The organism is Streptomyces ferrugineus, from assembly GCF_015160855.1.
GTDB lineage: Bacteria > Actinomycetota > Actinomycetes > Streptomycetales > Streptomycetaceae > Streptomyces > Streptomyces ferrugineus.
Window position 1 is genome coordinate 5,171,645 of sequence record NZ_CP063373.1, and the last position, 24,878, is coordinate 5,196,522.

Below are 24,878 nucleotides of genomic sequence, written 5' to 3' on the forward strand. Positions count from 1 at the left end.
AGCGAGGGACAGCGCGCCCGGGAAGCACCCGCCGCTACGCGTGCTTCCCATCCTCGCGGCGGTGCCGCCCGCGGTGCTGTCCGGCACCGACACGGCGAACGTTGTCGAACTCGCCGACCCCCTGGAGCCGCAGGCCGTCTTGACCCGCCTGCGCGCCGCCGCGACGGCCCCCGGGCCGCTCACCATCTTCATCGCGGGCCAGGTGCAGCTGGACCGCCGCCAGCACCTGCCCCACCTCGCGCTGGCCCGCTCGCCCCCGGCCACCGTCCGTTTACACCGGGTTCCCCTGGCACTGGTTCCGCGAGGAACTGCGCCTGCGCGCCCCGGGTTCGACGTCCCTCCTCGTCGACCTGCACGCCGACGCGGAGACCTGGGACTGGCTGCGGTGGCGGGTCCGACGTATATGAAGGCGGTCGCGACGCTGCTGCGGGGGGGGGCACCGGCCGCCGCTGGAGCAGTTGCATCAGCAGGAGCTGTCCCGGATCGCCCCGGAGGGCGGGGTGGGCAGGGGCATCGTCCTTACGGCAGGGCAGGTTCCGATGCAGGCGTCTGTCCCTACGGCGGTCCCGGCCCCGCCTGCGGCAGCGGCACCGATGCCGAAGCCGATGCCCATGCCGAGCCCGGCGTCGGCGCCCGCGCCAAGTCCGACGTCGGCTCCCATGCCGAGCCTGGCGCCGACTTCTGCGCCGGGCGCCCTTCCAAGCCCCGCACCCGTCCCCGTACCCGCCAACCCCCAACCCTCGTCCTGCCCCCTCCCGAACACCCCACCGCCCCTCCCCCAACCCCCACGACGCCATCACCACAGCCGTCCAATCCGGCCGTCACGAAGACGCCGACGAGCTCGCCGCCATGGAGGAGCACGGCGCCGTACAAGCGCACGGCCCCGGCTCCCAGCAGGCCCCCCACTGGAGTGAGGTCCGGGCCGATCTGGCGATGCTCGCAGGGGACCCGGTGCGCAGTTGCCGTACCTGGCTGGCGATCGCCTCGGCGCGGCTCATCGCAGGACAGGCCCCGGACGCGGTCGATCGCGCCCACCACAAGTGGGGCCAGATCCGTGACGCGATGCTCGCTCGCGAGCTCGGCCCCGAGCTCGCCGAGCTGAGGAGCAAGGTGCCGGGGCGTCGGCGTGGCGCCCTGGAGAACGTCCGTCAGCGGCTGGAGCAGTTGCAGCTCAGCGGGTAAATGTGAGTACCGTCGGCCGCCGTACCGGAAGCCCCCCGGCGGGACAGGGGGGAGTGTCCCCGCCGGGGGCGGCTCAGGTGCGGCGGGCGTCAGAACGCCGGGACCGCCGACGGCCGGGCCTTGTTGATGTTGCTCTGGAGGTTGCCGGCCAGCGGGAAGTTGGCCCTGCCCCATGTGGAGTTCCACAGGGCGTTGCGCGGCGCGTCGGCCATCTGCGTCAGGTCGGCCAGGGACATGCGGTCCCACTGGCCGTACGCCTCCGGGCGCTCGCCCCACTTGGCGAAGCGGAAGGCGTGGGTGCTCGCGCCGTCCTTGTGGTAGACGATCTGGACGTGGTTGCCGTCCATCGGCACCTCGCTGATCGGGTGGGTGCTGTAGCCGCCGTGGCGGGAGGCGGCCAGGTAGCGGGGCTTCTCCTCGCCCTGCTTCTGGAAGACCACGACGGACTCCCAGTCGTGGCGGTGGCCGAAGGCGTCGGTGCCGCTGACCGCCTGGTCCTTCTCGAAGTAGAGCCCGTAGACGTAGGCGCACCAGCCGTTCTTGCACATGGACTGCGTGTACAGGTTGGCCACGTGGGGGTGCCGGCAGGCGCCGGTGATCGACCCGCTGTTCTTGAGGCCGCCGTTGAGGTGCCCGCTCGGGTCGACAGCCGCAACGGGGAAGCAGCTGTCCGAGTCGTAGTCGAATTCCGGCATGTACTTGAGTTGGAAGGCGGTGGCCTTCTGCGGCACCAGAGTCAGGACGCCGGCGTTGGCGCTGCCGCCCAGTCCGGCGGTCAGCGCGGCGACGCTGCCCAGGACCAGCGCGGCCTTGGCGATACGGGACGTGGCTGTCTTCGGCATACGTGAGTTCTCCAGTTCGGTCTGCCGGGGAATGCCGGGGAATCCGGCGACGGGACCGAGCCTGGAGAACGCACGGTTGATCGGCAGCTACCCCTGCCAGATCAATCAATTACGGCGGAATGTCCGGTCTTGCATTTACTCGGATGTCATCAACCACACACCTTGCGTTGGTTCACGGGGGATCAGAGGGAAACGTAGGTTGAACGCCTCTGGTCGTGATGTCCGGACATATTCACCGGGCGCAGAGGGCCATACGGAAGTGGGTGACTCGTGGGCCGTCCCGAAAGACCGCTTGGCCCTCGGTCGGGTCCCGTCCAACGCCTCGCCGGCGAGCTGCGCGACCTCCGCAAGGCCGCCGGCACCCCGTCGTACCGCCGTATGGCCGAGACGGCCGGCTTCTCCGCGACCACGCTGTCCCAGGCGGCGGCCGGCGAGAAGCTGCCGACCCTCGCCGTGGTGAAGGGGTACGCGCGCGCGTGCGGGGCCGAGCCCGAGGAGTGGGAGCGGCGCTGGAAGGAGGCGGAGGCCGAGGCCGCCAGGGAGTCCGCCGGCGACCCGGAGGCCGAGACCGAGGCGCCCTATCGCGGCCTCGCCCGCTTCGAGCCCGACGACCGGGCGCTGTTCTTCGGCCGCGACCGGGTCACAGACCAACTGAACCGGCTGGTGTGCGACCGCAGCCTCGCGGTGCTGTTCGGTGCGTCCGGCAGCGGCAAGTCCTCGCTGCTCCGGGCCGGGCTGATACCCCGGCTGCGGGAGGAGATCGCCCGCCGCGACGCCCCGGCCGTCCTGCGCTTCCTCACCCCGGGCTCCCGGCCCGCCGCCACCTACGGCCACCTCTTCACGCCCGCGCCGGACGAGCCGGAGGCCTGGGTGGTGGTGGACCAGTTCGAGGAGGTCTTCACCCTCTGCCGGGACCGCGCCGAGCGCGCCCGCTTCATCGACCTGCTGCTCTCCGCCCGCGAACCGGACAGCCGGCTGCGGGTCCTGGTCGCCGTACGGGCCGACTTCTACGCCCGCTGCGCCGAGCACCGCGGCCTCGCCGACGCCCTGTCCGACGCCGGACTGCTGCTCGGCCCGATGAGCGCCGACGAACTGCGCGAGGCGGTGACCAGACCGGCGCAGGCCGTCGGGCACCTGGTGGAGCGGGAGCTGACCGCGCGCATCGTGGACGAGGTCCTCAACGAGCCCGGCGGCCTGCCGATGCTCTCGCACGCCCTGCTGGAGACCTGGCGCCGCCGCAAGGGCCGCATGCTCACCCTGGCCGCGTACGAGGCGTCCGGCGGAGTGCGCGGCGCGATCGCGGCCAGCGCCGAGGAGGTGTACGGCGAGCTGTCCCCGACGCAGGCGGCAGCGGCCCGGCGCCTGCTGCTGCGCATGGTCGAGCCCGGCCAGGGCACCCCCGACACCCGCCGCCCGCTGCCCCGGGCCGACCTCGAAGAGTGGACCGACCCGGACGTCCCCGAGGTCGTGGACCGGCTGGCCCGCGCCCGCCTCCTCACCGCCGACGAGGACGGCGTCCACCTCGCCCACGAGGCCCTGATCAGTGCCTGGCCCCGGCTGCACGGCTGGATCGACAAGGAGCGCGAACGGCTCCGCCACCACCGCGCCCTCACCGACGCCGCCCGGGTCTGGCTGGAGCACGACCGCGACCCCGGCGCGCTGTACCGGGGCACCCGCCTGGACCGCGCGGAGGAACTCCTGGCGGGCAGCGACCTCCTCACCACGTCGGAGAACGCCTTCCTCACCGCCGCGCTCGACGCCCGTACGGCCGAGCAGCGGGCCGCCGCCCGCTCCACCCGCCGGGCCCGTACCGCGGCGGGCGTCCTGTCGGCCGTCCTCGCGGTGGCCCTGATCGCGGGCCTCACCGCCTGGACGCAGAGCCGGGACAACGAACGCCGCCGCACCGACGAGGCGGCCCGCCGCATCGCCGCCATCGCGGACGCCCTGCGCACCACCGACCCACGCACCGCCCAGCTCCTCGGCGCCGCCGCCTGGCGCGTCGCCGAACTCCCAGAGACCCGCCGCGCCCTCCTCGGCTCCCTCGACCAGCCCGAACTGGACGCCTTCAGCGACCCGGCCCCCGGCGACGGCCCCGGCCGCTTCCTGATCGACTCGGGCCGTACGCTGCTCAGCGTCGAGGGCCGGGTGTGGCGCACGTGGGACGTGGCGAGGCACCGGCGGATCGCGTCGGGGCGGCTGCCGGTGAAGGCCGGGACAGTGCTGGGGGCGAGCCCCAACGGGCGGCTGCTGGCGCTGAGCGGCGAGGACGGCGTACGACTGTGGGACACGGTCGCCGGGCGCTGGAGCGGGGAGAGGATGCCGACGTCGTCGTACGTGGACTTCTCAGGTCGTACCTACGAGGTCAGCGCCGTGGACGACTTCGACGTACGGCTGCGCTCGGCGACCGACCACCGCCCGCTGTTCGAGACACACGCGGAGAGCCCGGCGGTGGTGGCGCCGAGTACGGACGCGAAGCTGGTCGCGTACTGCCCGGCAGGGGAGGGACCGGTGCAGGTCAGGGACCTGACGGGCCGCCGTCGGATGGTGCACGGCCGCTGGGAGCGCGTCGGTGACATCTGCGGCCAGGAGCGCGCGCAGCTGGTGCTCGACGGCGGGCAGCGGCTGGCCGCGGTCACGGGGAGCGAGGTGCGGGTGTGGGACGTCCGCTCGGGCGAGCAGCTGAGCGCCCTACCGGACGTGGGCGTGCGCTACGCCTCCTTCAGCGCCGACGGCCGCTTCTTGGCGACCGCCGACGATGAGGAGGTCAGGGTGTGGCGCCTGGAGCAGGGCCTCACGGCCCCGGTCTTCCGCCGCTCCCTCAACAACCAGCACATGTACGGCGGCCTGGCCTGGGACCCCGACCGCCCCGCCCTGCGTTACCTCGAGGGCGGCACGGTCCACACCCTGGACGTCAGCCGGTCCGTGCCCAAGGCCTGGCGGGCGCAACCGCTGGACAAGGTGCTGCTGAGCCCCGACGGCGGCACGCTGGCCACGGCGACCCGGACCGATGCGGGCTACCACGTCGAGCTGCGAGCGACCGGGGACGGCCGCCTGCTCCGCACACTCCCCCTGGCCCCGTTCCCCGTCTCCGCCGACCCGTCCGCACCGGTGATCCCGGAGGACACAACCTCGCTGCTGGCCTTCGCCCCCGACGGCAGGACACTCGCGTACGGCGTCTCGGCCCCCGGCAGCGGGGCGACGAAGCAGACCGTCAAGATCTGGGACATAACAGACGAACGCCCCCGGGTAACGCTGGACCTGACCGCCCCGGTGATCGCTCTCGCCCTCGACACCGACGACACCCTCTACGCCACCCGCACCCAGCCGGTCGGCGCCCCCGTCACGGACGCCTGGAACACCCGAACCCACCGCAGAACGTCATCCATGTCCACGTTGAACGGCACCCACCTCGCCGTCAGCCCCAACGGCCGGCTCCTGGTCGGCGGCAACCGTACGGCCGTGCTGCCGGGCGGCACCGTCACCGCGCGGGACCTGGTGCAGGGCGACGAGATCGGCGCCCTGGCGTTCGCCCCGGACGGTTCACGGCTGGTGGCCGGGGACCAGACGGGCCGGGTGGGCCTGTGGGACGGCAAGGCCGGTGACCGCGCGGGCATCCTCCGCAACGTCTTCCCCGCCCCCGCGCACGGCGACCCCGCGGACGACCCCCTGGAGGACACATCGGAGGCGGTGAGCGCCCTCGCCGTCAGCCCCGACGGCAGCACCCTCGCGGTGGCCGGGGAGTCCGGCTCGCTCCAGCTCTGGGACCTCGCGACCCAGCAACCGCTCGGCGACCCGCTGACGACACCGGGCGAACCGATCGACACGCTCGCCTTTAGCGCCGACAGCACGACCCTGATCGCGGGCAGCGTGCATGTCCCGCTCCAGCGGTACCCGATCGCCCCCGCGATGGCGATCAAGTCGGTGTGCGAGCGGGCGGGGGTGGAGCTGACGCGGGCGCAGTGGCGGACGTACGGGCAGGGGGAGCCGTATCGGAAGGTGTGCGGGGGCTGATGGCCGGGGGATGGCCTGAGGGGGCCGGAGGGTGGAGCCCGATTGCCGGGGGTTGCCGGAAGGTGAAGCCTGATCGCCGGGATTGATTACCCCGGCGATCGGCTGGCCGATCAACTCCCGGTCCTCTGAGCATCATCCCGTCGCTGCATGATCGGACGGGAGACCAGACCCCCCTGCCAGCAAGGCCGTCGAGCGGCCCATCAAAGCTGCCGCGTCGGCCGAGCATGGGACGGGATCCTGCCCGATTGCTGGCTGCTGATCGAATGGCCCACCGGCGCCGAGACCCCCACCGGCGACTGGCTGTCCAGCCTGCCCGCGGGCGCCTCAATCGTCGACCTGGTCCGTCTGGCCAAGATCCGCTGGCGCATCGAGCACGACTACCGAGAACTCAAACACGGCCTGGGCCTGGACCACTTCGAGGGCCGCTCCTGGCCGAGCTGGCATCACCATGTCATCCTCGTGACGGCCGCCCACGCCTTCCTCCGCGAAACGCGCCTGGCCCCAAAAAGCGCCCGGACCCGTCTCACCCTCTACCAGGTCCTCGACGCCCTCCAGGACATCCTGAGGTGCTGGACCGGCACCTGCACTACCTGCCAACAGCCCCTGCCCAGCGGGACACACACGACGCCAAGATCAAGACAGACCTAACGGAGTCCTACTGGATCCTCGGGGCCACGCACGCCCCAAAAACTTCCCGGCGATCAAGTCTTCGTCACCCTCCGACCAAGTCGCGCGCGAGGAAGCATGCCTTGCCGCAGCTGAGATCACCGCATCAAACAGGGAAGACGCCTCAAAGGCGTCACCGCTCGCCGGATACAGCAGGCATTCACCAACCGGATCAACCGCCCCATCATGCACGGACACTGTGGTCGCCCTCCTGCTTCTCCGCGTCGTGCGGCGGGGCGCCGTTGGCGATCGTCATCGAGCAGCAGAAACGTCCGCTCTAAAGTGCACGTCATGGCTTGGGGTAGTGGCCGGATTCGGAGACAGGCTTGCCCAACTGGCACATCCGTTGGGCGACATGGCTTGGTCACCAATTGCGGAGCTGCCTCTAGGAAGAGACCACCTGGCTGGACCGAACCACCAGCGCTGTTTGTCCGTACCATCAGTACGCCGAGACATCCTGCGGCACGTGAAACACCCCTGCCGGGCCGCCGACACCTCGCCGAAGAGGGGCAGTCACGCGCAGGTGGCACAGCCCCGCAGGACGTTCAATTCGCCGATGAAGGGTCAGCCCCATGCCCGAGACGACAGCTCCCGCCACTGAACTGACATCGCAGTACGTCGCCCAAGTGGCCAACGACCTCGAACGCAATATGAAAGAGCAGCAACGTATCAGTGCGGAGATCGCGTCCTTGCAGGAACAGCTTGCCGCGGTGCAGCACGATCACACAGTGCTGGTGAACGTGCAGCAGGCTCTCGGTGTCACCACGGCTCCGACTCAGCCCGCCGCAGAGGCCGAGAGCGCCGCGGTGCCCTCCCCCCGCCGGAAGAGCAGCGCCGCACGCGGCGGGAAGCAAAAGGCCCGGAAGTCCACAGCCGCACCGCAGAAGGCGGCGCCCAAGAAGCCCGTGGCCAAGTCGGCCGATGCCGCAAAGGCGGCCCAGCCCACCCTGGTCGAGCTCATCCGCCGCCACCTCCTTGAGGTGAAGGAGCCGCGCTCGGCTGCGGAGATCTCTTCAGCGCTCGGCCAGGCTCACCCCGAGCGCCAGATCGCGGCCAAGGTCGTGCGGGTCACGCTCGAGGGACTCGTAGCCACGAGCCAGGCAGAGCGCACCAAGCAAGGAAGGTCCGTCTTCTACACCGCTCCCGCCCCCAGGCCCGTGGACGCGGCCGAAGCCGAGGCACAGCTGGAAGAGGCTGACCGCTGACAGTCCTGCGTGGAGTGACGGTTGCCCCAGGTGCGGCCGACGGGGGCGCCAGGTAGGGCCTCAAGGCGCTGAGCGCCCTCGACATCACCTTCGACGGCCGACTCTCAACAACCCCACTTGCACCGCTCGTTCAACCGACCGCACTGACGTGGTCAGTTGGTACAGGGGTGGCTCGCGTGGTCCCGGTTGGCGTGCTCGTGCCTGGTCTGAGCGCCGCCACTGATGCACGGGCGGGTGCCTCGCCTTCGACGATTCCAGTGGGGGCCGGCAAGCGTATGTTACTGGGCTTCGCCCCGATAGAGACCCGCGGCTCAGTCGAGCCAGTCGTTCGGGATCAGGGCCCTGCGCTGTCCGTCGGCCGGCCGCCAGTTCTCCACGATGGCTTCTTCCTGGAACCAGGATTCCTCCGTGAGGTTGGCGTGGTCGCACACGATGATCTGCAGTGCGCCTTCGTTGAGGTCGGTCACGTCCCTGAGAAGTTCGAAGTAGGCGGTCACCGTGGCCCAGTCGGCGTCCTGGATGGTGCTGGCGTCTTTGATTTTCACGGGGAAGAATGCCTGAGTCGGCTGGTCGAGCATGAGGAAGCCGGGACACATTCCCCTTCACCCGTCCAGCCCCTACACGGCAGGCACCCACGTAGAGAGATCTTGGGCGCGTGGACAATCCGGAGCGCGGTCGAAGCCTTTCAGTCGCTGATCGACAGACGCATACGGGCCGGACGCGCTCCACTCCCGCTGCCTACCCGCCCTATGTATCCGGCAGCGGCGTCGACGGGGTGATCAGCGAGCCGGCCCGGGCGCCGATGCCCGCCTGCCGGACCGGCGGGTGATCGCCCTGACCGGCGGCTTGAGGGCCGGACGCGTGGCTGCTGGTCGAGGCGGCGGCCGGCGGCCCTCTGGCGCAACTCGGTGTCAACGTCGGCGCAAAGGCGCCGTACGCACAGCCCGACTCGGCCGAGCGGGTGCGCAGTCTGACCGGCGGCACGGCCATCAACGTGGCGTTCGACGCGTGGGCGGCGAGATCAGAGCGGCGGCGACGCCACTGGCCGAGTCCGGCGGACGGTTCGTGCTGACCGGCGCGGCAAGCGGCGGCTACACCGGCCCCTCGGCGCTCGTGGCTCGGGGTATCACCGTGCTCGCATGCAACAGGTGGTGGAGACGGGTCTGAATCTGCGCGAGACGGCGACCACCGCACTTGAGGAGGCCGCTGCCGGTCGGCCCCGCGGCCGGTAATCGGACGGACGTCCCCGCTGGAGCTTATGGCCGACGCCCATGCCGCCATGGAAGTCAGGACGACGGTCGGCAACACGCTCTTGATGGTGTGAGCGACGAACGGGCGGGCGGGCGGCTGACGAATGTTCTCGCTGTCGGCTGTCCGCCGAACTCAGCGGCTGTCGGCGGGTGGGTGGACTGGCGTCGCGCACCACTGGCGAGGAGCGCTGCCACGCCCTCGCCAGTGGTGCGTCACGTTCCTGCGACGAGTGTCAGGTGAGAGTCCATTTCTGGTTGTTCTGGCCGTTGCAGGCCCACAGGAGCAGCTTGGTGCCGTTGGCTGTCGCCGCGCCCGAGGCGTCCAGGCAAAGGCCCGAGAGGTTGTTGGTGATAGTGCCGTTCGCGTTGGCGGTCCACTTCTGGTTGGTGCCGCCTGTGCAGTCCCAGATGATCACCTTGGTGCCGTTGGTGGTGCCGTTGTTGTCGGCGTCCAGGCACTTGTTGCCGTAGACCACCAGCTCGCCGCGCGAGGTCCGCTGGAGGGTCTGGTTGCGTCCGCCGGAGCAGTCCCAGAGCTGTGCCTGGGTGGCGTTGACGTAGGTGTTCTTCTCGATGTCCGCACAGCGGCCCGAGGCGGAGCCGACGAGGGCGGTGCCGTCGGTGCCGGGGATGCCCTGGACGCGCAGGGCGTCGATTTCGGGGGCGGCGCCGGAGACCGCGGCGAACTTCACGGTGTTCGTGCCCTTGGCCAGGTGCGCGAGCACCGAGACGGTCCGGTACGTGGTGGCCGAGCCGGTCGGCGGGAAGGAGACGACGTACGCGTACTGGCCGCCCACCTTGATCGTGGCCTTGCGTGCCGTGGTGCCGCCGTTGGCGTAGGTGATGTCCACCAGCTTGGTGCCCGCCGACGAGGCGGTGACGCCGCTGAACGTCGGGGTGGTGGCGGTCGTGGTGTCCTCGTACGTCGAGCCGGACGCCTCGGTGCCGGAGACGGTCAGCAGGACCGCGTCGTTCGCCGGGACGGAGGTGGTGTAGCCGGTGGCGAACGATCCGGCGGCGGTACGGGTCCAGGTGTTGCGGACGCTCGCGGTGGCTGACGCCAGTCCGAGGTCGGCCCAGCGGACGGTGATGTTCGCGGCGGAGCTCGTGCGGTTGAACAGCATCACGGCTCGCTTGCCGGTGCCGGCGAGCACCTTGCCGTACACCTGCAGGCCTCGGGTGTCCTCGGCGACCTTGACGCCCTGCAGGCCGCGCGGGTCCTGGTTGACGGCGAGGACCTCTGGGTTGGTGAGTATGTCGCGGGTCTCGGTGGTCATCGTGGCCACGTTGTTGCCGGCCAGCAGCGGGGCGCCGGCAATCGACCACAGGCTCATGTGCAGGCGGTTGCGCTGGGCGGTCATGCCGTTCAGGCCGACCATCAGCATGTCGGGGTCGTTGTAGTAGCCGGTGTGCTGGGCGGCGGGCTGGAGGGCCTCGTCGAAGTTGCGGTACATCTTGGTCAGGCCCGGGGTCTCCTTGTGCAGGAGGACATCGTGGCTGGTGCGCCACAGGTCACCGTGACCGGTGGCCCAGTTCCAGGGCAGTCCGGTGCCCCACTCGCAGAAGGACAGCACCAGCTTGCGGCCGGTCACCGCCGAGGCAGCCTCATTGGCTGCGGCGATCTGCTTGTACTGGGTCTCCTGGTCCAGGCCCTCCTCCCGGCCGCCGCACCAGTCGATCTTGACGTAGTCGAAGCCCCAGCGCTGAAAGGTCTCCAGGTCCTGCTGGTAATGGCCCTCCATACCCGTGCTGGGTGCCGCAGGACGGGTGGTGGGGAAGTAGTAGCCGCAGCCCTGCTTGCCCGCGTCGGTGTAGATGCCGGCCTTCAGGCCCTTGCTGTGGATGTAGTCGGCGATGGCCTTCATGCCGCCGGGCCACAGGTTCTCGTCGACGGTGATGTTGCCATTCGCGTCCCGGCCGCCCTGCCACCAGCCGTCGTCGAGGTTGACGTACTTGTAGCCGGCCGCGGCCATGCCGGAGGAGACCAGGGCGTCGGCCTGCTGCTTGATGACGTTGTGGTCGATGCTGCTGAAGAAGGTGTTCCAGGACGCCCACCCCATGGGCGGCGGTGTGACACCTATCTGGTTGGTGCTCACCGCGGCCGGTTCCGCGGGCAGAAGCGCCGACGGCTCCTGCCGGTCGAGGGCCGCCAGGCCGGCGACGGCGAGTCCGGCGGTGAGGACCTGGGCGGTGATGCGCCTGGTCCATCTTCGTGCAGGGCTGTGGGACATGCGGCTCTCCAAGAGGCAGCGGGGGAAGGAATGCACCGGAATCCAGGCACGTGATCAGCGGTGGGGCGCCAGAAGATGAGGGGGGAGGCGGCGTCAGTCGGGCCCGTCACGTCGTGGACGCGACGGCCGGGAGCCCGGCCGGGGACTTGTGTCCATCTGCTCTCCAAGGGCGACACACGGGAGGAGGGGGCTCTCAGCGCTCGAGAACCCGCTGACGCTGCTTCTACGCGATCATCATCATCACGTCCGAGATATCGGACTAAGTTCGGTCAACCGGTCAGAAAGTAGAGGCGGCGCAACGTCAGGTCAATGGTTGTGTCGCTTTCTTGTTGGTTTTTGTGCGACTCGCGAGACGGCGGCCAGGTGCGGACCCAGAAGCGGCGCTGCTCCAGATAACCGAGGACCTCCGCCAACGCGCAGGCGGCGGAGCGTATTTGAGGCCGGGCGCGACAGGTACCAGAGCATCGACGGGGACGCCGCGGTCGACGTCGTTGAGCGCACCATGCACTCCCCCAAGCTCTCGCTTCAAGGCCGTGAAAAGATCTCGGGACGGCTCGTGGGGATCTGACAGACGGCCAGTGGCTGCGCCTGGAGGCGGTGTTGTTGTCGTTGCCGAAGATGGGGCGCAAGCCGCGGGACCAGCGGCAGACCCGCATCCCGCGGCGAACAACAAACACCAGCAGCTCATGGAAATCCGCCCGGAGCTCGGGCCCGTCGATGAGCGCGATGAGGCAGAGGCACGCAGGGCGTAGGCACCCACGGCGGTGCCGGACAGTCTGCTCGACGACCTCCTGCACATGCTGGGACGGGCCGACTCCCGCGCGAGGCACATCCACGCGTACGTCACCCACGGCGACCATCACGTGCTCACCCACCAGATCCACTTCGAGGGCGATCCGCTCGTCGACACGGTCAGCGAGGGCGCCATCGCCCGGGACTTGATCCACAGGGCCGAGCTGCACGACGACCCCGCCGCACGCCTGGCGCTGCCGGGCCAGGGGACGGCGCAGGCGCGGCCAGGTCCGCGTCGGATGCGATCCGGAAGCGTCGTCACACGGCGGAGCCCTTGGGTGAGCGCTCGCGTGGCGGTCGGCCGGGGAACGGGCGGGGGCTGACCACGTTCTTCATGACGATGGTCGAGTTGAGACCGCGCACGCCGGGGAGGCGGATGAGCACGGTCTCGTAGAGGTGCTGGTAGGACGGCAGGTCGGCGCTGACCACGCGGATCAGGTAGTCGGGTTCGCCGAACAGCCGCTGGGCCTCGATGACCTCGGGTACCGCCGCCAGCGCCTCGTCGAATTCGTCCACCGCGTCGGGGCGGCTGAGCGTGGCGAAGAGCAGGACCTCGAAGCCGTACCCGAGGGTCGCGCCGTCGATGAGTGCGCTGTATCCGCGAATGACGCCTTCCGCCTCCAGCTCCCTGACACGGCGTTGGCACCTGGACACGCTGAGCCGGACCCGGTCGGCCAGATCTGTGAGTGTGATTCGTCCCTCCGCCTGCAGGATGGCAATAATCTGGCGGTCTACGGCGTCCATGGCTCAGATGTTAGCTGCGCAAGCGCGATTTCAGGCAAAGTTCGCGAACTTTTCGCCACGCGTTGTGGCTAGCATCCCGCCATGGCATGCGAAATCACCCTTCTCAGCACGAATCAAGCAGGCTCCGCCGACAGCGGCCCGCAGGGTTCGATCTTCGACGAGGCCGTTGACCGGACGGGCTCGAACTCCATGAAGTGGTCCTTCGCCAAGGACTTCCTCACCCCGGACGAGATCGCGGCCGATCCGCTGCCGATGTGGGTCGCCGACACCGACTTCAAGGCGCCGCAGGCCGTGATCGACGCCCTCCACGAGGCCGTGGACCACGGTGTCTTCGGATATCCCGGAGGCGCGACCGACAGCTATCTCAACGCCGTGACCGGCTGGCAGGCCCGCCGGTTCGGCTGGGAGATACCGCAGGAGTGGGTACTGCAGACCGCCGGCATCATCACCTCGCTCAAGACCGCGGTCCAGGCGTTCTCCGCACCGGGTGACTCGGTCCTGATCCAGCCGCCTGTGTACGCGCACTTCCACAACGACGTGCTGCTCAATGGCCGCCATCTCGCCTTCGCTCCCCTGGAGCGCACCGAGGACGGCTACCGGTTCGACGCCCGGACCTTCGAGGCGGCCATCCGGCCGGACACCAAGCTGTTCATCCTGAGCCATCCCCACAACCCGACCGGGAACGTCTGGTCCGAGGACGAGCTGAGGACCATGGGCGAGATCTGCGCCCGGCACGGCGTCCTGGTCATCTCCGACGAGATCCACCAGGACCTGATCATCAACCCGGGCAAGAAGCACGTCCCCTTCGCCTCCCTCGGTGAGGAGTTCGCGCGGAACAGCATCACCTGCACGGCCCCGAGCAAGACATTCAATCTCCCCGGGCTCCAGAGCGCGAATCTCTTCGTGCCCGACCGCAGGCTGCGCGAGGAACTGGCCCGGCAGTACGAGCGCAACGTGTTCCCCCTGGTCAACGTGCTGGGCATGGTCGCGGCCGAGGCGGCGTACACCCACGGCGAGCCCTGGCTCGAAGAGCAGCTCGCCTATCTGCGCGGCAACCACGCCCACTTCGCGCAGGCGGTGGGCAGCGCCACCTCGAAGGTGCGCGTGCTGCCCGCGGATTCCCTCTACCTGGCGTGGATGGACTGCACGGGTCTCGGCATGGACGCGGCGTCCCTCGACAAGTTCATGCTCACCAAGGCCCGTCTGTGGCTGGACAAGGGCCAGAAGTTCGGGATCGAGGGTCACGGCTACATGCGCGTGAACCTGGGCTGCCCGCGCTCCACGGTCGACGAGGCGATCCGGCGGCTGACCACGGCCGTCGAGGGCCTGTGAGCGGCAGAAAGCTGATGAAACCCACTGATCCGACCCGCCGAGGGGACACCGTCATGACATCCGCCGTTGAAGCACGCCTGCTCGACCTCGGCGTGCCTCTCCCCGAACCTGCCGTGCCCGTGGCCAACTACCTGCCGTGCGTGGAGGCGGGCAACATGCTCTACACCTCCGGGCAACTGCCCTTGCGTAACGGGGCGCTCGTCTCCGCGGGGCTGCTCGGCCGCGAGGTGGACATCACCACCGGACAACTCGCCGCACGGTGGTGTGCGGTCAACGTCCTCGCTCAAGCGGGAGCCGCCCTCGGTGATCTCGACCGGATCAAGCGACTGCTCAAGATCACCGTGTTCGTCGCCGGTGCGCCCGGCTTCGCCGATCAGCCACTGGTGGCCAACGGAGCCTCCGACCTGTTCGTGGACGCACTCGGCGACGACGGCAGGCACACCCGCTCGGCCGTCGGCGTGGCCGCGCTGCCCATGAACGCACCGGTCGAGGTCGAGGCCGTCTTCGAAATCCGCTGAGCCGGTTCGCGTTCCGAGTCCCCACGCCCCACGGGCGACCACCCTGACGGTGCCTGACCCACCGCCGCGCCCGAGGAGAAGAGCCTCAGGGATCAACCACCGAGCCTCAGTGATCCGCTACTGACGAGTGCCACCGAGGCTCTTCTCACCCACCGCAGGTCACCGCCGAAGCCCACGGGCCGCGCCACACCTGCACATACCCGCCGCCGGGCCTGACGTCCCACAGGGTCCGGCAGCCGATCGAGCCGGTCCACCACACCAGCAAGGGCCGGCTTCTTGTGGCAGCCCCCACCTGCCATCCATGCGCCGGCGACGCCATCCGCGTCCCCGCGCGTCCTCCCACCCCAGCCGTGATCCGGCTCGACCACGCCTTCTTCAACTGGTCGACGAGCCCCGACGACCAGTCACCAGCGAGTGAACTGATCCGTCCCCAGGAGGCATTGCGATGGCAAGCGTCAACCCCGAGGCGTACGAGAAGGAAAGCCTCAAACGCGATCTCAAGAGCCGGCACATCCAGATGATCGCCATCGGCGGCGCGATCGGAACCGGCCTATTCTACGGCTCCGGTTGGGCAGTCAAGACGGCAGGCCCGGCGATCATCCTGACCTACGTCGTCGCATCGGTGGCGATCTACTTCATCATGCGGGCGCTGGGCGAGATGTCTGTGGAGGAGCCGGTCTCCGGGGCCTACATCTCCTACGCGAACCGCTACATCCACCGCTTCGCCGGCTTCCTGAACGGCTGGAACGCGTTCGTCTTCCTCCTCGCCACCAGCGCCGCCGAACTCAACGCTCTGGGCCGCTACGCGCAGTACTGGTTCCCCGGTCTGCCGATCTGGGTGACCGCGGCGGTCGCCGTCACCGTGATGTTCGTGGTCAACATGATCGGCGTGAAGTTCTACGGCGAGGCCGAGTTCTGGTTCGCCGTGATCAAGGTCGTGGCGATCGTCGCGATGATCCTCTTCGGCGTGGCCATGGTCGTCTTCGGGGTCGGCAACCACGGCGAGCCGATCGGCCTGGGCCACCTGGTCGACCACGGCGGCTTCTTCCCCAACGGACTCAGCGGAGTGGTCCTGGCCATGGTGATGGTCGCCTTCTCCTTCGGCGGTGTGGAGAACCTCGGGCTCGCCGCCGGTGAGGCGAAGGACATCGACAAGACCATGCCGAAGGCCGTCAACGCGACCTTCTGGCGGCTGCTGATCTTCTACGTCGGCGCCATCGCCATTCTCGTCACCGTCTTCCCCTGGACCCAACTGGACGGGGAGGGCAGCCCCTTCGTCACGGTCTTCACCAAGATCGGCATCCCGGCGGCCGCGACCATCATGAACCTGGTCGTGATCACCGCCGTGCTGTCGGCGGTGAACGCGAGCGTGTTCACCAACAGCCGCACCTTCTACAACCTGTCGCTGCAGGGCAACGCGCCGAAGTTTCTCGGGACCGTCAATGCCCGGAACGTTCCGTCCCGGGCGATCACGCTGGTGTTCGTCACGGTGTTCGGGAGCGTCCTGCTCAACGCCCTGATGCCCGAGCAGGTCTTCGAGATCTTCTCCTCGGTCACCGTCTACGGCCTGGCCTGCGCGTGGGCGTCCATCGCGATCAGCCACCTGCGGTTCCGAAGGATCAGGATCCAAAACGGCCAGGAGGACCAGATCCGCTACAAGATGCCGTTCTTCCCCTACGGCAACTACCTCGCCCTGGTGTTCATCGCCGCGGTACTGGTCTGCATCGCCCTCCTCCCGGACATGCGCACCTCGCTGCTCGTCTCAGGAGGCTGGGTGCTGGTGGTCTTCATCGCCTACACGGTTCACACGAGAGCCGGCAGGAACAACCGAGCGAAGCCGTCCCCGGCACAGACCGAGAGTGCGCGTATCGGGTGATCGTCCGCCGCTGAGATGCGGGCCTCGAACGCGGCCCGCATCTCAGCGTTCGGCCCGCTGCCACGGCGCGTCGGGGCGGGTGGCATGCGCGTCGGCGGCGAGCCGCAGTGCGTACACCGGCCGAGCGGTGCCGCAGACGGGCCCGAGGTACTGGTGCCCGGTCAGGTGGCACCAGGCGGGCAGGTCGAGCGGCGCGGCAGGGTCGGTGGCGATGACGTGAACGACGGTGCCCGGTGCCGCCCCGCCGATGGCCCGGCGCAGGCGGAGCAGGAGGGTGACACAGAGCAGGCCGGTGCCGTCGACCGTGAGGTCGGCTCCGCAGGACGGGATGGGCCGGTTCACCGGCTGCTCGCGCTGACGGCGATGGCCGGGAGCACGGCGAGGGCGAGGACGCCGCCGGTGAGGGCGAGGACGGGGTAGCCGGCGGCGGAGACGACGAGTCCTGAGCTCAGACCGCCGGTGGCACCGGCGATGGCGATGGACACGTCGACCATTCCCTGCGTCTTGGCGCGGGTGGCCGGCGGCACGGCATCGGTGATCATGGCGGTGCCGGAGACAAGGCCGAGGTTCCAGCCCAGCCCCAGCAGGGCGAGCGCCAGGGCGAGCACGACAACGGAGTCGGCGGGCGCCGCGGCGGCGGTGATTCCGGCGGCGAGGAGGGTCAGTCCGGATGCGGCGGCGATCGGCGTACGGCCGTAGCGGTCGACGAGCCAGCCGGTCAGCGGTGAGGGCAGGTACATGGCGCCGACGTGGATGGCGATGACGAGGCCTGATGAGGTGGTGCCGTGGCCGTGGTCGTGCATGTGCACGGGAGTCATCGTCATGATCGCGACCATGACGAGCTGGGTGAGGATCATCGTCAGCGCGCCCGGAATCAGCCCCGGTCCGCGCGTCTTGTTCACGCCGGCCTGCGTCGGCTGCCGGAGGTCGAGGCTGCGGGACAGCAGGAGGGGATCCGGACGCAGCCAGACGGCCAGGACGAGGGCGGCCAGTGCGTAGGCGACGCCGGCGAGGAGGAAGGGTCCTGCCAGCGTGGGGATGCCGAGACGGTCGGCGAGGTCGCCGGTGGGTGCGGCGAGGTTGGGGCCGACGACGCCGCCGAGGGTGGTGGCGACCAGGACGGTGGAGACGGCGCGGGCGCGGTGGGCGGGGGCTGCGAGGTCGGCTCCGGCGTAGCGGGCCTGGAGGTTGGTGGCCGTACCGGCGCCGTAGACGAACAGCGCGATGAACAGCAGCACGGGGTTGTCCACGACGGCCGCGGCAATGACGCCCGCGCTGCCGACGGCACCGGTCAGATACCCCGCCGCCAGACCGGGGCGGCGGCCCCGGGCCTGGGAGATGCGGCCGATGGTGACCGCGGCGAGCGCGGAGCCGGCCGTGAACAGGGCGCTGGGCAGGCCCGCGAGGCCGGTGGAACCGAGCATGTCCTGCGCGAGCAGGGCGCCGACGGTGATGCCGGCCGCGAGCCCCGCCCCGCTCAGGATCTGGGCGCCGACCAGGACGGCGAGGACCCGGCGCTGCTCCGCGGGACGCGGGGATATACCGTCGGAAGTGTCCGGGACGGTGCTTGTCACTGGCGGATTTCTCCTTCAGAGCTACAGAACGTCGCAGACGAGATAGCCGTCGATGCGGCGCAGGTGATCGCTCTCGGGGTCGGGGGGCAGCGCGTGGCCGAGGTCGCGCGCGCGGACCTCGCTGATCCACTGGTCGTGCTGGTACTCGTGGTTGATGAGCGTGGTGAGCAAGTGGGTCGCCACGACGGCGAGTTGGGCGGGGGCACCGACCCGGCCGGCGGCGATGTCCCCGATCCGGGCGTGCACACGTTCGGCGACGGTGTCACGGAAATCGGCGAGCCGGTCGACCGTGGGCAACGCGCCGCGGAACTTCTCCGGGTTCGCCGAGTCCATCAGGGCGTCCAGCTCCGGGTCGGGGCTGGGCTCGGCCGCGGTGAGGTTGCGGATCATGAAGTGGGCGACATGGGCCTGGTGGCCCAGATGCCAGCCGATGGCGCTGAAGTCCTCGCGTGGGCGCCAGATCACCTCGTCCGGGGTGAGGTCCTTCCACAGGTTGTCGGTGTAGGCACGGGCGCGGTCATACTCGCGCAGCAACGCGTCGATCTGGATCATGAGTTCGTCTCAACCGCTTTCAAGGGCATGGGTTTTCAGGGCCAGGACTGCGTGCACCGCGCGCTCGGCGGCGGCGAGGGCACCCTCGATGTGCCCGGCGTACTGGTCGGCCGTCTCGGTCGAGGCCCAATGCAGCCTGCCGTCCAGCGCGGGCCGCTGGTAGAGGGGATGGCCGAACAGGGAGTAGTCGGCCAGGTGGTGGACGGCGGGCGGCGCGGTCCACCGCTCGCCACTCCAGTCCTGTATGTGAAGCGAGTCGGGCTCAGCGGCGGCAGGGCCGAACAGCTGGGCAAGCTGGGCGGTCACCGCCTGCTCGAAGCCGGGACCGACGGCCCGGGCCGGAGCGAAGCCGAACAGCGCGGCGGGCCGTCCGTCGGGCCCCGACATGTCGTGCAGCTCCTGCAGCGGGCCGGTTCTGCTGGCCGCTGCCCCCGCGAGCCCCACCTCCCGCCAGAAGGCGGCAGGGTAGCGGGCGACGACCTTGGCGACCGCTCCCATCCACACCGGGGTCGTGCGGGCGAGGCGGACCAGCTCCGGCGGCAGCTCCGGGCCGAAGTCGATATGCGCGAGGGCGAGCGCGGGTGGTACGGCCACGACGACGTGCTCGGCGTGCAGCACCAAATCCGGCGTACGGACTTCGAGGCCGCCGGTGGCGCGGCGGTGGATCGCGGTGACGGGGCTGTCCAGTCGTACGACATCCGCGGGTAGCTCGGCCGCGAGCGCACGGGCGAGGGCCCCGGCCCCCGGTGCGAAGCGGCGGGCGGGGGCGTCGAGCAGGTTGCCGGGCAGCCGGCGTACGCCGGTGGCGTCCTGCACGAGCGTGTCGCCGGCGAGGTGCTGCTCGAAGGTGTCGATGCCGAGCCGCGCGGCGAGATCCGCGACGCGCCGCTCCCCGTCCCAGCACCAGGTGGCCCCCAGGTCGAGGGCCCCGGGTGACGCCGGCTCGCTGAGCAGCCGCCCGCCGATGCGGTCGCGGGCCTCCAGGCACACGGTGTCGCGGCCGGCGGCGACCAGGGCGGCGGTCGCGGCCAGTCCGGCGATCCCGGCACCGGCCACGACGACGTCGTGGCCGTGATGCTGGAGCATCTACGGCTCCCTCTCTGTTTGTAGCGGTGGTCAGGTGCCGGGAACGAGGACCATCCGGAAGCGGGCCTTGCCCTCTTGCTGGGTGTCGAGCGCCTGCTGCGCCTCCTCCAGCGGGACGGTCTGCACCTGGGGGCGGACACCGGTGGCGACCGCGAAACGCATGGCCTGTTCGGTGTCGGCGGGGCTGCCGGTCAGATGACCGGAGACGCTGCGCGCGCCCATGACGAGCTTGGCCAAGGGCAGTTGGAGGGGCGATCCGTCGAAGCCGACGACGGTGAGCCGCCCGTGCGGGGCGAGCCCGTCCACCAGCTCGGCGAGCGGTTTGCTGCTGGAGGCCGTGGACAGGATCAGCCGCGCCCCGCCCAACTCCCGCAGGGCCGCTCCTGGTTCGTGCAGCTCGGTGTCGACGTAGTGCCGCGCGCCCAGTTCCTCGGCGAGCTTCCGCTTCTCCTCGCCCCGGCCGATCGCCACCGTCTCGAACCCCATGGCCGCGGCGAACTGCACCGCCAGATGCCCCAGACCCCCGATCCCCAGGACGGCGACCAGGTCGCCCGGACCGGCGCCGGAGTGCCGCAGGGCGTTGAAGGTGGTCACGCCCGCGCAGCCGAAGGGTGCGGCCTCCGCCGCCGACAGGCTCTCGGGGATCCGGGCGAGGGTGGCAGCGGGAACGGTGATGGTGCTTGCCCAGCCCCCGGCGTACGACATGCCCGGGATCTTCCGCTCCGGGCAGTGGACGACATCGCCGGTACGGCAGGCGGAGCAGTGCCCGCAGCTGCCGCCGAACCAGCCGACGGTCACCCGCTCCCCCACCTCCCACCCCTGCACCTGGGGCCCCAGCTCCGCGATGACACCGGCGACCTCATGCCCCGGAGTGACCGGGAAGCCGGTCGCCGGAGCGGGATTGCGGACCGTACCGATGTCGGCGCCGCAGATTCCGGTCGCCTCCACGTCGATACGCACCTCGCCGACCCCGGGCGGCCGCGTCTGGACCGGGACGACCCGTACGGCAGCCCCGGGCTCCGCCACTTGTGCGGCCCTGTGGACATGATTAGCGTTCGGGGACATGGAAATCCCTCCTTGAATAAAGAGGACGCGGATATCCACGGAATATCTCGCGCGCGGTTCGGTCTGTACGGTAGGGCGTCCGGGACGAGCTCGGTAGAGGATCATGGTGAATGGGGGTATAAAGAGCGGCTATAGCCATGAGAGGAAAGCAGCATGAACATCGAAGGGCTGCGCTACGCCAGGGCCGTCTCCGCGACGAAGTCGTTCAGTGCGGCCGCCCGGGCCTACGGGGTCACCCAGCCCGCTCTGTCCAACGGCATCGCGCGGCTGGAGCAGGAGCTCGGCGTGACGCTGTTCGAGCGCTCGCCGCGCGGGGTACGGCCGACCGCGGACGGCACCCGGATCCTGCCCATGATCGACCGAGCCCTCGACGCCCTGGACGCTGTCGTCGCCGAGGCCCGGCGGCTGGCCCGGCCGGCATCCGACACGATCCGCATGGGTGTCTCCCCGCTGATCGGGGCCGACCTCGTCGCCCGGGCCTTCGACGCCGCCCGCACCCTGGACCGTCCCCGGGACCTGGTCCTGCGCGAGGCGGATCTCACCCACCTGCGCGAGGATCTGAAGGCAGGAAACCTGGACGTCCTCCTCGTGCCGGCCGTGCAGGCCATGCCCACGTTCCGGCACCGCGTCATCGCCCGCGAGCCGGTGGTCGTGATCGACCCCGCCGACTCCCGGACCCAGAGCCCGGTCGAGCTGCGGGCCGCGGCCGACGCCGCCTACATCCTCGTACCGGACAGCTGCGGCCTGACCACCTTCACCACCGACCTCTTCCGCGACCACGACCTGCCGCTGCGCACCTACCCCGGAGAAGCCTCCAACTACCGGGTACTGGACGAGTGGGCGCGGATGGGCGTGGGCGCCGCGCTGCTGCCCCAGTCCAAGACCACGCATGACCAGGGCAGCTCCCGTCCCCTGGTCCGGGCCGGGACTCCCGTGGAGATCGCCTACGAGGCCGTCTGGGACAACAGCACGCCGCTCGCGGCCGACCTGGAGGACTTCGTCGCGGCTCTCACTCAGCTTGCCGACGAGGCCCCCGGTGATTGAAGGAGGTTATGCCTCGATTAATCTGGCGCCTCCGGTCGGATTCATTTCCATTAATTCAGGTCGCCGCCAAGGCGTATCCGGGCCCACGAGACGGCACGGGAAAGGAACAGCACAATGACGAGCGCGGACGCCGCCGTACTCGATGACCCGGTGGGTGCGTCACTCCGTGGACATCATGCAGGCCTGGCCCGCCAACTCGGCCGTGCCGCCACGTACTTGCCGGATGTCGCGACCTTCTCAGCGGTGTCCCCCACCGCGGACTCGACGGACTGGGGCCATCTCGCCCGGCTGCTCGGTTCGGGCGGGTTCGCCGACATGTTCAGCTGCCCGGCGATCCCACCGCCGGACTGGGAGCCGGTCTTCGTCCTCGAAGGCCGGCAGATGATCTGGCCTCGTGGCCGCCCTGGTCAGGCTGGTCCCGACGGTGTGGTCGAACTGGGTGCGGCCGATGTGCCCGAGATGCTCGACCTCGCCGCGCGGACCCAGCCGGGGCCGTTGTGGCCGCGCACCCACGAACTCGGCACCTATCTCGGCATCCGCGTGGGCGGCAGGCTGGTGGCCATGGCGGGCGAACGGCTGCGGCCTCCGGGATGGACCGAGATCAGCGCCGTGTGCACAGCCCCCGAGGCCCGCGGGCGAGGCCATGCCGCCCGCCTGGTGGGCGCACTCGCCGCAGGCATCCTGTCCCGGAACGAACGCCCCTTCCTGCACGTGGCCGAGGCGAACACCGGCGCGATCGCACTCTACGAACGACTCGGCTTCGAAAGCCGCACGCACGTGACCTTCCGAGGGTTCCGGACGCCCTGAGCGGTGGAGCAGTCGTACGGGATCTGGGTCGGCCGCCCCGTCGTGGATCTCCTCACGGTGCACAGCCCCGCACGAGGACGGCGGCCTCCTCGTCGAGTTCAGCTCGACGCGCCGGCGTGGTCGCGCGGCTCACCCCAAGGGTGCCGAAGACCTGCAATGCGGCGGAGACTTGGCACCGTTTCACTCAGGTCGAGCAGAAACACGTCGCAGCCTTCCTGCCGACGACAACCGGTCCCTGCTTCGGGCCGTGCACCTGTCCAGTAACGCGGCAAGTGCTGTACGCCGCTGCATCTCGGCAATGCTCAGAGGACGATGCGGGTTCCTTGCCAGCATCGAGACAATGTTCGGTCCGACGTACCACAGCCCCCGTGAGCGGGGCGCTGGCCGTAGCTGCTTGACCAGGTGGAAGACCTCGCTGGCTACGCAGCGTTTGAGGCGTCGGACGATTTCGCGTCGGGTCTTGCCCTCCTTGGTCCGGCGCTCGTAATTGCCCTAGGTGCGTGCCGGCACCGCAGCACGCCGGGGGCACCGCCTGCGCTTCCGCGTCAACGGACAGGCGGCAGCACGGAAGTGGGCGATCTCGGCAGAGCCGTACGGTGTACCGCACGGCTCTGCCTCAGGTGCTGTGCAGCTGTCGTGCCACCTCGGCGATCGAGCCCGAAAGGGAGGGGTACACGGTGAAGGCGTTCGCGATCTGTTCGACCGTCAGATTGTTGTCGACCGCGATCGAGATCGGGTGGATCAGTTCCGAAGCGCGCGGTGACACGACCACCCCGCCGACCACGATGCCCGTACCCGGCCGGCAGAAGATCTTGACGAAGCCGTCCCGGATGCCCTGCATCTTGGCGCGCGGGTTGCGCAGCAGCGGCAGCTTGACGACGCGGGCGTCGATCTTGCCGGCGTCCACGTCGGCCTGGGAGTAGCCGACGGTGGCGATCTCGGGGTCGGTGAAGACGTTGGAGGACACGGTCTTGAGGTTCAGCGGGGCCACGGCATCGCCGAGGAAGTGATACATGGCGATGCGCCCCTGCATCGCCGCCACCGAGGCGAGGGCGAAGACGCCGGTGACGTCACCCGCGGCATACACACCAGGCGCGGTCGTCCGGGACACCTTGTCGGTCCAGATGTGCCCGGACTCGCGCAGCCTGACCCCGGCCTCCTCCAGGCCCATGCCCGCGGAGTTCGGGATGGCGCCGACGGCCATCAGACAGTGGCTGCCACTGATGACACGCCCGTCGGCGAGGGTGACCTCGACCCGGTCGCCGACCCGCTTGGCGGCGGCGGCGCGCGAGCGGGCCATGACGTTCATGCCACGACGCCGGAAGACGTCCTCCAGCACCGCGGCGGCGTCCGGGTCCTCACCCGGCAGCACGCGGTCCCGGGACGACACGAGGGTGACCCGCGACCCGAGCGCCTGATAGGCGCCGGCGAACTCGGCACCGGTGACACCCGACCCGACCACGATGAGCTCCTCGGGCAGCTCAGTGAGGTCGTACACCTGGGTCCAGTTCAGGATCCGCTCGCCGTCGGGCTGGGCGTCGGGCAGCTCACGAGGATGACCACCGGTGGCGATCAGAACCGCGTCCGCGACGAGCGTCTCCTCGCTCCCGTCGGCGGCACGCACGACAACCTTCCGCGACCCGTCGAGGCCCTGCATGCCCTCCAGCCGGCCACGGCCGCGCATCACACGGGCACCGGCGCGCGTGACGGAGGCGGTGATGTCGTGGGACTGGGCGAGCGCGAGCCGCTTCACACGCCGGTTGACCTTGCCCAGGTCGACGCCCACGACACGCGCGGGCGTGTCGATGTGCGGGGTGTCGTCGGCGACGATGATCCCCAGCTCCTCGTACGACGAATCGAAGGTGGTCATCACCTCGGCCGTAGCGATAAGGGTCTTCGACGGCACACAGTCGGTGAGCACCGACGCCCCGCCCAGACCGTCGCAGTCGACGACGGTCACCTCCGCGCCGAGCTGGGCGGCCACCAGGGCCGCCTCGTATCCGCCGGGTCCGCCACCGATGATCACGATCCGAGCCATGTGCCCTCATCCGCCGGTCTTTCTCTGCTCGCCGCGCACCGTACCCGGGAGAAATGCCGTGCA

General features: G+C 70.0%; 18 protein-coding genes and 3 pseudogenes. 11 read left to right on the forward strand and 10 right to left on the reverse strand.

Going from position 1 to position 24,878, the window contains the following annotated elements; genetic code table 11:
* Window positions 1-40 precede the first annotated feature (40 nt).
* Window positions 41-1,182, forward strand: a pseudogene (locus tag IM697_RS44865) (hypothetical protein).
* An 89-nt stretch (window positions 1,183-1,271) separates the two neighbouring features.
* Here the strand turns inward: IM697_RS44865 and IM697_RS23485 are convergent.
* Window positions 1,272-2,024, reverse strand: coding sequence for an NPP1 family protein (locus IM697_RS23485; protein WP_194037958.1), 753 nt, complete (start codon window positions 2,022-2,024; stop codon window positions 1,272-1,274).
* 270 nt (window positions 2,025-2,294) lie between these two features.
* Between IM697_RS23485 and IM697_RS23490 the strand changes: the two genes are divergently transcribed.
* The 4 genes and pseudogenes from IM697_RS23490 to IM697_RS23500 all read left to right on the forward strand — a co-directional run bounded on the left by IM697_RS23490 (window position 2,295) and on the right by IM697_RS23500 (window position 7,906).
* A complete protein-coding gene (locus IM697_RS23490) occupies window positions 2,295-6,035 on the forward strand; it encodes an nSTAND1 domain-containing NTPase (protein WP_194037960.1) in 3,741 nt (1,246 codons plus the stop codon).
* A gap of 222 nt (window positions 6,036-6,257) precedes the next feature.
* Window positions 6,258-6,600 (forward strand): annotated as a pseudogene (locus IM697_RS23495) (transposase); the annotation flags it as partial.
* Between the two features lie 224 nt (window positions 6,601-6,824).
* Window positions 6,825-6,982, forward strand: a pseudogene (locus tag IM697_RS46105) (transposase); the annotation flags it as partial.
* Between the two features lie 291 nt (window positions 6,983-7,273).
* Complete coding sequence (locus IM697_RS23500; protein WP_194037962.1) at window positions 7,274-7,906, forward strand: hypothetical protein; 633 nt, start codon at window positions 7,274-7,276, stop codon at window positions 7,904-7,906.
* 311 nt (window positions 7,907-8,217) lie between these two features.
* On the opposite strand, the gene IM697_RS23505 is transcribed toward IM697_RS23500, so the two are convergent.
* Both IM697_RS23505 and IM697_RS23510 read right to left on the reverse strand, forming a co-directional pair.
* On the reverse strand, window positions 8,218-8,484 hold the full coding sequence (locus IM697_RS23505) for a DUF3732 domain-containing protein (protein ID WP_265582661.1): 267 nt from the start codon (window positions 8,482-8,484) through the stop codon (window positions 8,218-8,220).
* Window positions 8,485-9,389: 905 nt separating this feature from the next.
* The gene (locus tag IM697_RS23510) at window positions 9,390-11,387 is read right to left on the reverse strand and encodes a ricin-type beta-trefoil lectin domain protein (protein WP_194037964.1); all 1,998 of its coding nucleotides are present in this window, start codon (window positions 11,385-11,387) and stop codon (window positions 9,390-9,392) included.
* A 764-nt stretch (window positions 11,388-12,151) separates the two neighbouring features.
* Here IM697_RS23510 and IM697_RS23515 point away from each other — a divergent pair.
* Complete coding sequence (locus tag IM697_RS23515; protein WP_194037966.1) at window positions 12,152-12,502, forward strand: peptidase associated/transthyretin-like domain-containing protein; 351 nt, start codon at window positions 12,152-12,154, stop codon at window positions 12,500-12,502.
* Here the strand turns inward: IM697_RS23515 and IM697_RS23520 are convergent.
* Window positions 12,438-12,923 carry an Lrp/AsnC family transcriptional regulator gene (locus IM697_RS23520; RefSeq protein WP_194037968.1) on the reverse strand — a complete coding sequence of 162 codons (486 nt, stop codon included), beginning with the start codon at window positions 12,921-12,923 and terminating at the stop codon, window positions 12,438-12,440. The genes IM697_RS23515 and IM697_RS23520 overlap by 65 nt on opposite strands.
* 81 nt (window positions 12,924-13,004) lie before the next feature.
* Between IM697_RS23520 and IM697_RS23525 the strand changes: the two genes are divergently transcribed.
* The 3 genes from IM697_RS23525 (at window position 13,005) to IM697_RS23535 (ending at window position 16,649) form a co-directional block, all read left to right on the forward strand.
* Complete coding sequence (locus IM697_RS23525) at window positions 13,005-14,255, forward strand: MalY/PatB family protein (protein ID WP_194037970.1); 1,251 nt, start codon at window positions 13,005-13,007, stop codon at window positions 14,253-14,255.
* 53 nt (window positions 14,256-14,308) lie between these two features.
* Entirely contained in the window at window positions 14,309-14,773 is a 465-nt protein-coding gene (locus tag IM697_RS23530) for a RidA family protein (RefSeq protein ID WP_194037972.1), read from the forward strand.
* Between the two features lie 445 nt (window positions 14,774-15,218).
* Window positions 15,219-16,649 carry an amino acid permease gene (locus IM697_RS23535; protein WP_194037974.1) on the forward strand — a complete coding sequence of 477 codons (1,431 nt, stop codon included), beginning with the start codon at window positions 15,219-15,221 and terminating at the stop codon, window positions 16,647-16,649.
* A 42-nt stretch (window positions 16,650-16,691) separates the two neighbouring features.
* Here the strand turns inward: IM697_RS23535 and IM697_RS23540 are convergent, their stop codons facing one another.
* The 5 genes from IM697_RS23540 to IM697_RS23560 are packed head-to-tail and all read right to left on the reverse strand — an operon-like array spanning window position 16,692 to window position 20,926.
* Window positions 16,692-16,991, reverse strand: coding sequence for a sulfurtransferase TusA family protein (locus tag IM697_RS23540; RefSeq protein WP_194037976.1), 300 nt, complete (start codon window positions 16,989-16,991; stop codon window positions 16,692-16,694).
* The gene (locus IM697_RS23545) at window positions 16,988-18,223 is read right to left on the reverse strand and encodes an MFS transporter (RefSeq protein ID WP_194037978.1); all 1,236 of its coding nucleotides are present in this window, start codon (window positions 18,221-18,223) and stop codon (window positions 16,988-16,990) included. The genes IM697_RS23540 and IM697_RS23545 overlap by 4 nt, the downstream gene beginning before the upstream one ends.
* A 21-nt stretch (window positions 18,224-18,244) precedes the next feature.
* On the reverse strand, window positions 18,245-18,775 hold the full coding sequence (locus IM697_RS23550; protein WP_194037980.1) for a DinB family protein: 531 nt from the start codon (window positions 18,773-18,775) through the stop codon (window positions 18,245-18,247).
* Window positions 18,776-18,784: 9 nt separating this feature from the next.
* Window positions 18,785-19,861, reverse strand: coding sequence for a flavin monoamine oxidase family protein (locus IM697_RS23555; protein ID WP_194037982.1), 1,077 nt, complete (start codon window positions 19,859-19,861; stop codon window positions 18,785-18,787).
* A 30-nt stretch (window positions 19,862-19,891) separates the two neighbouring features.
* Window positions 19,892-20,926, reverse strand: a complete 1,035-nt coding sequence (locus IM697_RS23560) for an alcohol dehydrogenase catalytic domain-containing protein (RefSeq protein ID WP_194037984.1) — start codon at window positions 20,924-20,926, stop codon at window positions 19,892-19,894.
* Between the two features lie 153 nt (window positions 20,927-21,079).
* Between IM697_RS23560 and IM697_RS23565 the strand changes: the two genes are divergently transcribed.
* Together IM697_RS23565 and IM697_RS23570 are read left to right on the forward strand one after the other, a co-directional pair.
* Window positions 21,080-21,970 (forward strand): LysR family transcriptional regulator, encoded by an 891-nt coding sequence (locus tag IM697_RS23565; RefSeq protein WP_194037985.1) that lies wholly within the window; start codon window positions 21,080-21,082, stop codon window positions 21,968-21,970.
* A 114-nt stretch (window positions 21,971-22,084) separates the two neighbouring features.
* Window positions 22,085-22,777, forward strand: a complete 693-nt coding sequence (locus IM697_RS23570) for a GNAT family N-acetyltransferase (protein ID WP_194037987.1) — start codon at window positions 22,085-22,087, stop codon at window positions 22,775-22,777.
* A gap of 616 nt (window positions 22,778-23,393) precedes the next feature.
* Here the strand turns inward: IM697_RS23570 and IM697_RS23575 are convergent.
* A complete protein-coding gene (locus IM697_RS23575; RefSeq protein WP_194037989.1) occupies window positions 23,394-24,815 on the reverse strand; it encodes an NAD(P)H-quinone dehydrogenase in 1,422 nt (473 codons plus the stop codon).
* Between the last annotated feature and the right edge of the window lie 63 nt (window positions 24,816-24,878).

Bases quoted from the DNA above. Each gene is read 5' to 3' on its own strand.
- IM697_RS23530 (WP_194037972.1), top strand. From the start codon at position 14,309: ATGACATCCGCCGTTGAAGCACGCCTGCTCGACCTCGGCGTGCCTCTC.
- IM697_RS23505 (WP_265582661.1), bottom strand. From the start codon at position 8,484: ATGCTCGACCAGCCGACTCAGGCATTCTTCCCCGTGAAAATCAAAGAC.
- IM697_RS23500 (WP_194037962.1), top strand. From the start codon at position 7,274: ATGCCCGAGACGACAGCTCCCGCCACTGAACTGACATCGCAGTACGTC.
- IM697_RS23510 (WP_194037964.1), bottom strand. From the start codon at position 11,387: ATGTCCCACAGCCCTGCACGAAGATGGACCAGGCGCATCACCGCCCAG.
- IM697_RS23555 (WP_194037982.1), bottom strand. From the start codon at position 19,861: ATGCTCCAGCATCACGGCCACGACGTCGTCGTGGCCGGTGCCGGGATC.
- IM697_RS23520 (WP_194037968.1), bottom strand. From the start codon at position 12,923: ATGGACGCCGTAGACCGCCAGATTATTGCCATCCTGCAGGCGGAGGGA.
- IM697_RS23485 (WP_194037958.1), bottom strand. From the start codon at position 2,024: ATGCCGAAGACAGCCACGTCCCGTATCGCCAAGGCCGCGCTGGTCCTG.
- IM697_RS23575 (WP_194037989.1), bottom strand. From the start codon at position 24,815: ATGGCTCGGATCGTGATCATCGGTGGCGGACCCGGCGGATACGAGGCG.
- IM697_RS23550 (WP_194037980.1), bottom strand. From the start codon at position 18,775: ATGATCCAGATCGACGCGTTGCTGCGCGAGTATGACCGCGCCCGTGCC.
- IM697_RS23570 (WP_194037987.1), top strand. From the start codon at position 22,085: ATGACGAGCGCGGACGCCGCCGTACTCGATGACCCGGTGGGTGCGTCA.
- IM697_RS23565 (WP_194037985.1), top strand. From the start codon at position 21,080: ATGAACATCGAAGGGCTGCGCTACGCCAGGGCCGTCTCCGCGACGAAG.
- IM697_RS23535 (WP_194037974.1), top strand. From the start codon at position 15,219: ATGGCAAGCGTCAACCCCGAGGCGTACGAGAAGGAAAGCCTCAAACGC.
- IM697_RS23560 (WP_194037984.1), bottom strand. From the start codon at position 20,926: ATGTCCCCGAACGCTAATCATGTCCACAGGGCCGCACAAGTGGCGGAG.
- IM697_RS23525 (WP_194037970.1), top strand. From the start codon at position 13,005: ATGGCATGCGAAATCACCCTTCTCAGCACGAATCAAGCAGGCTCCGCC.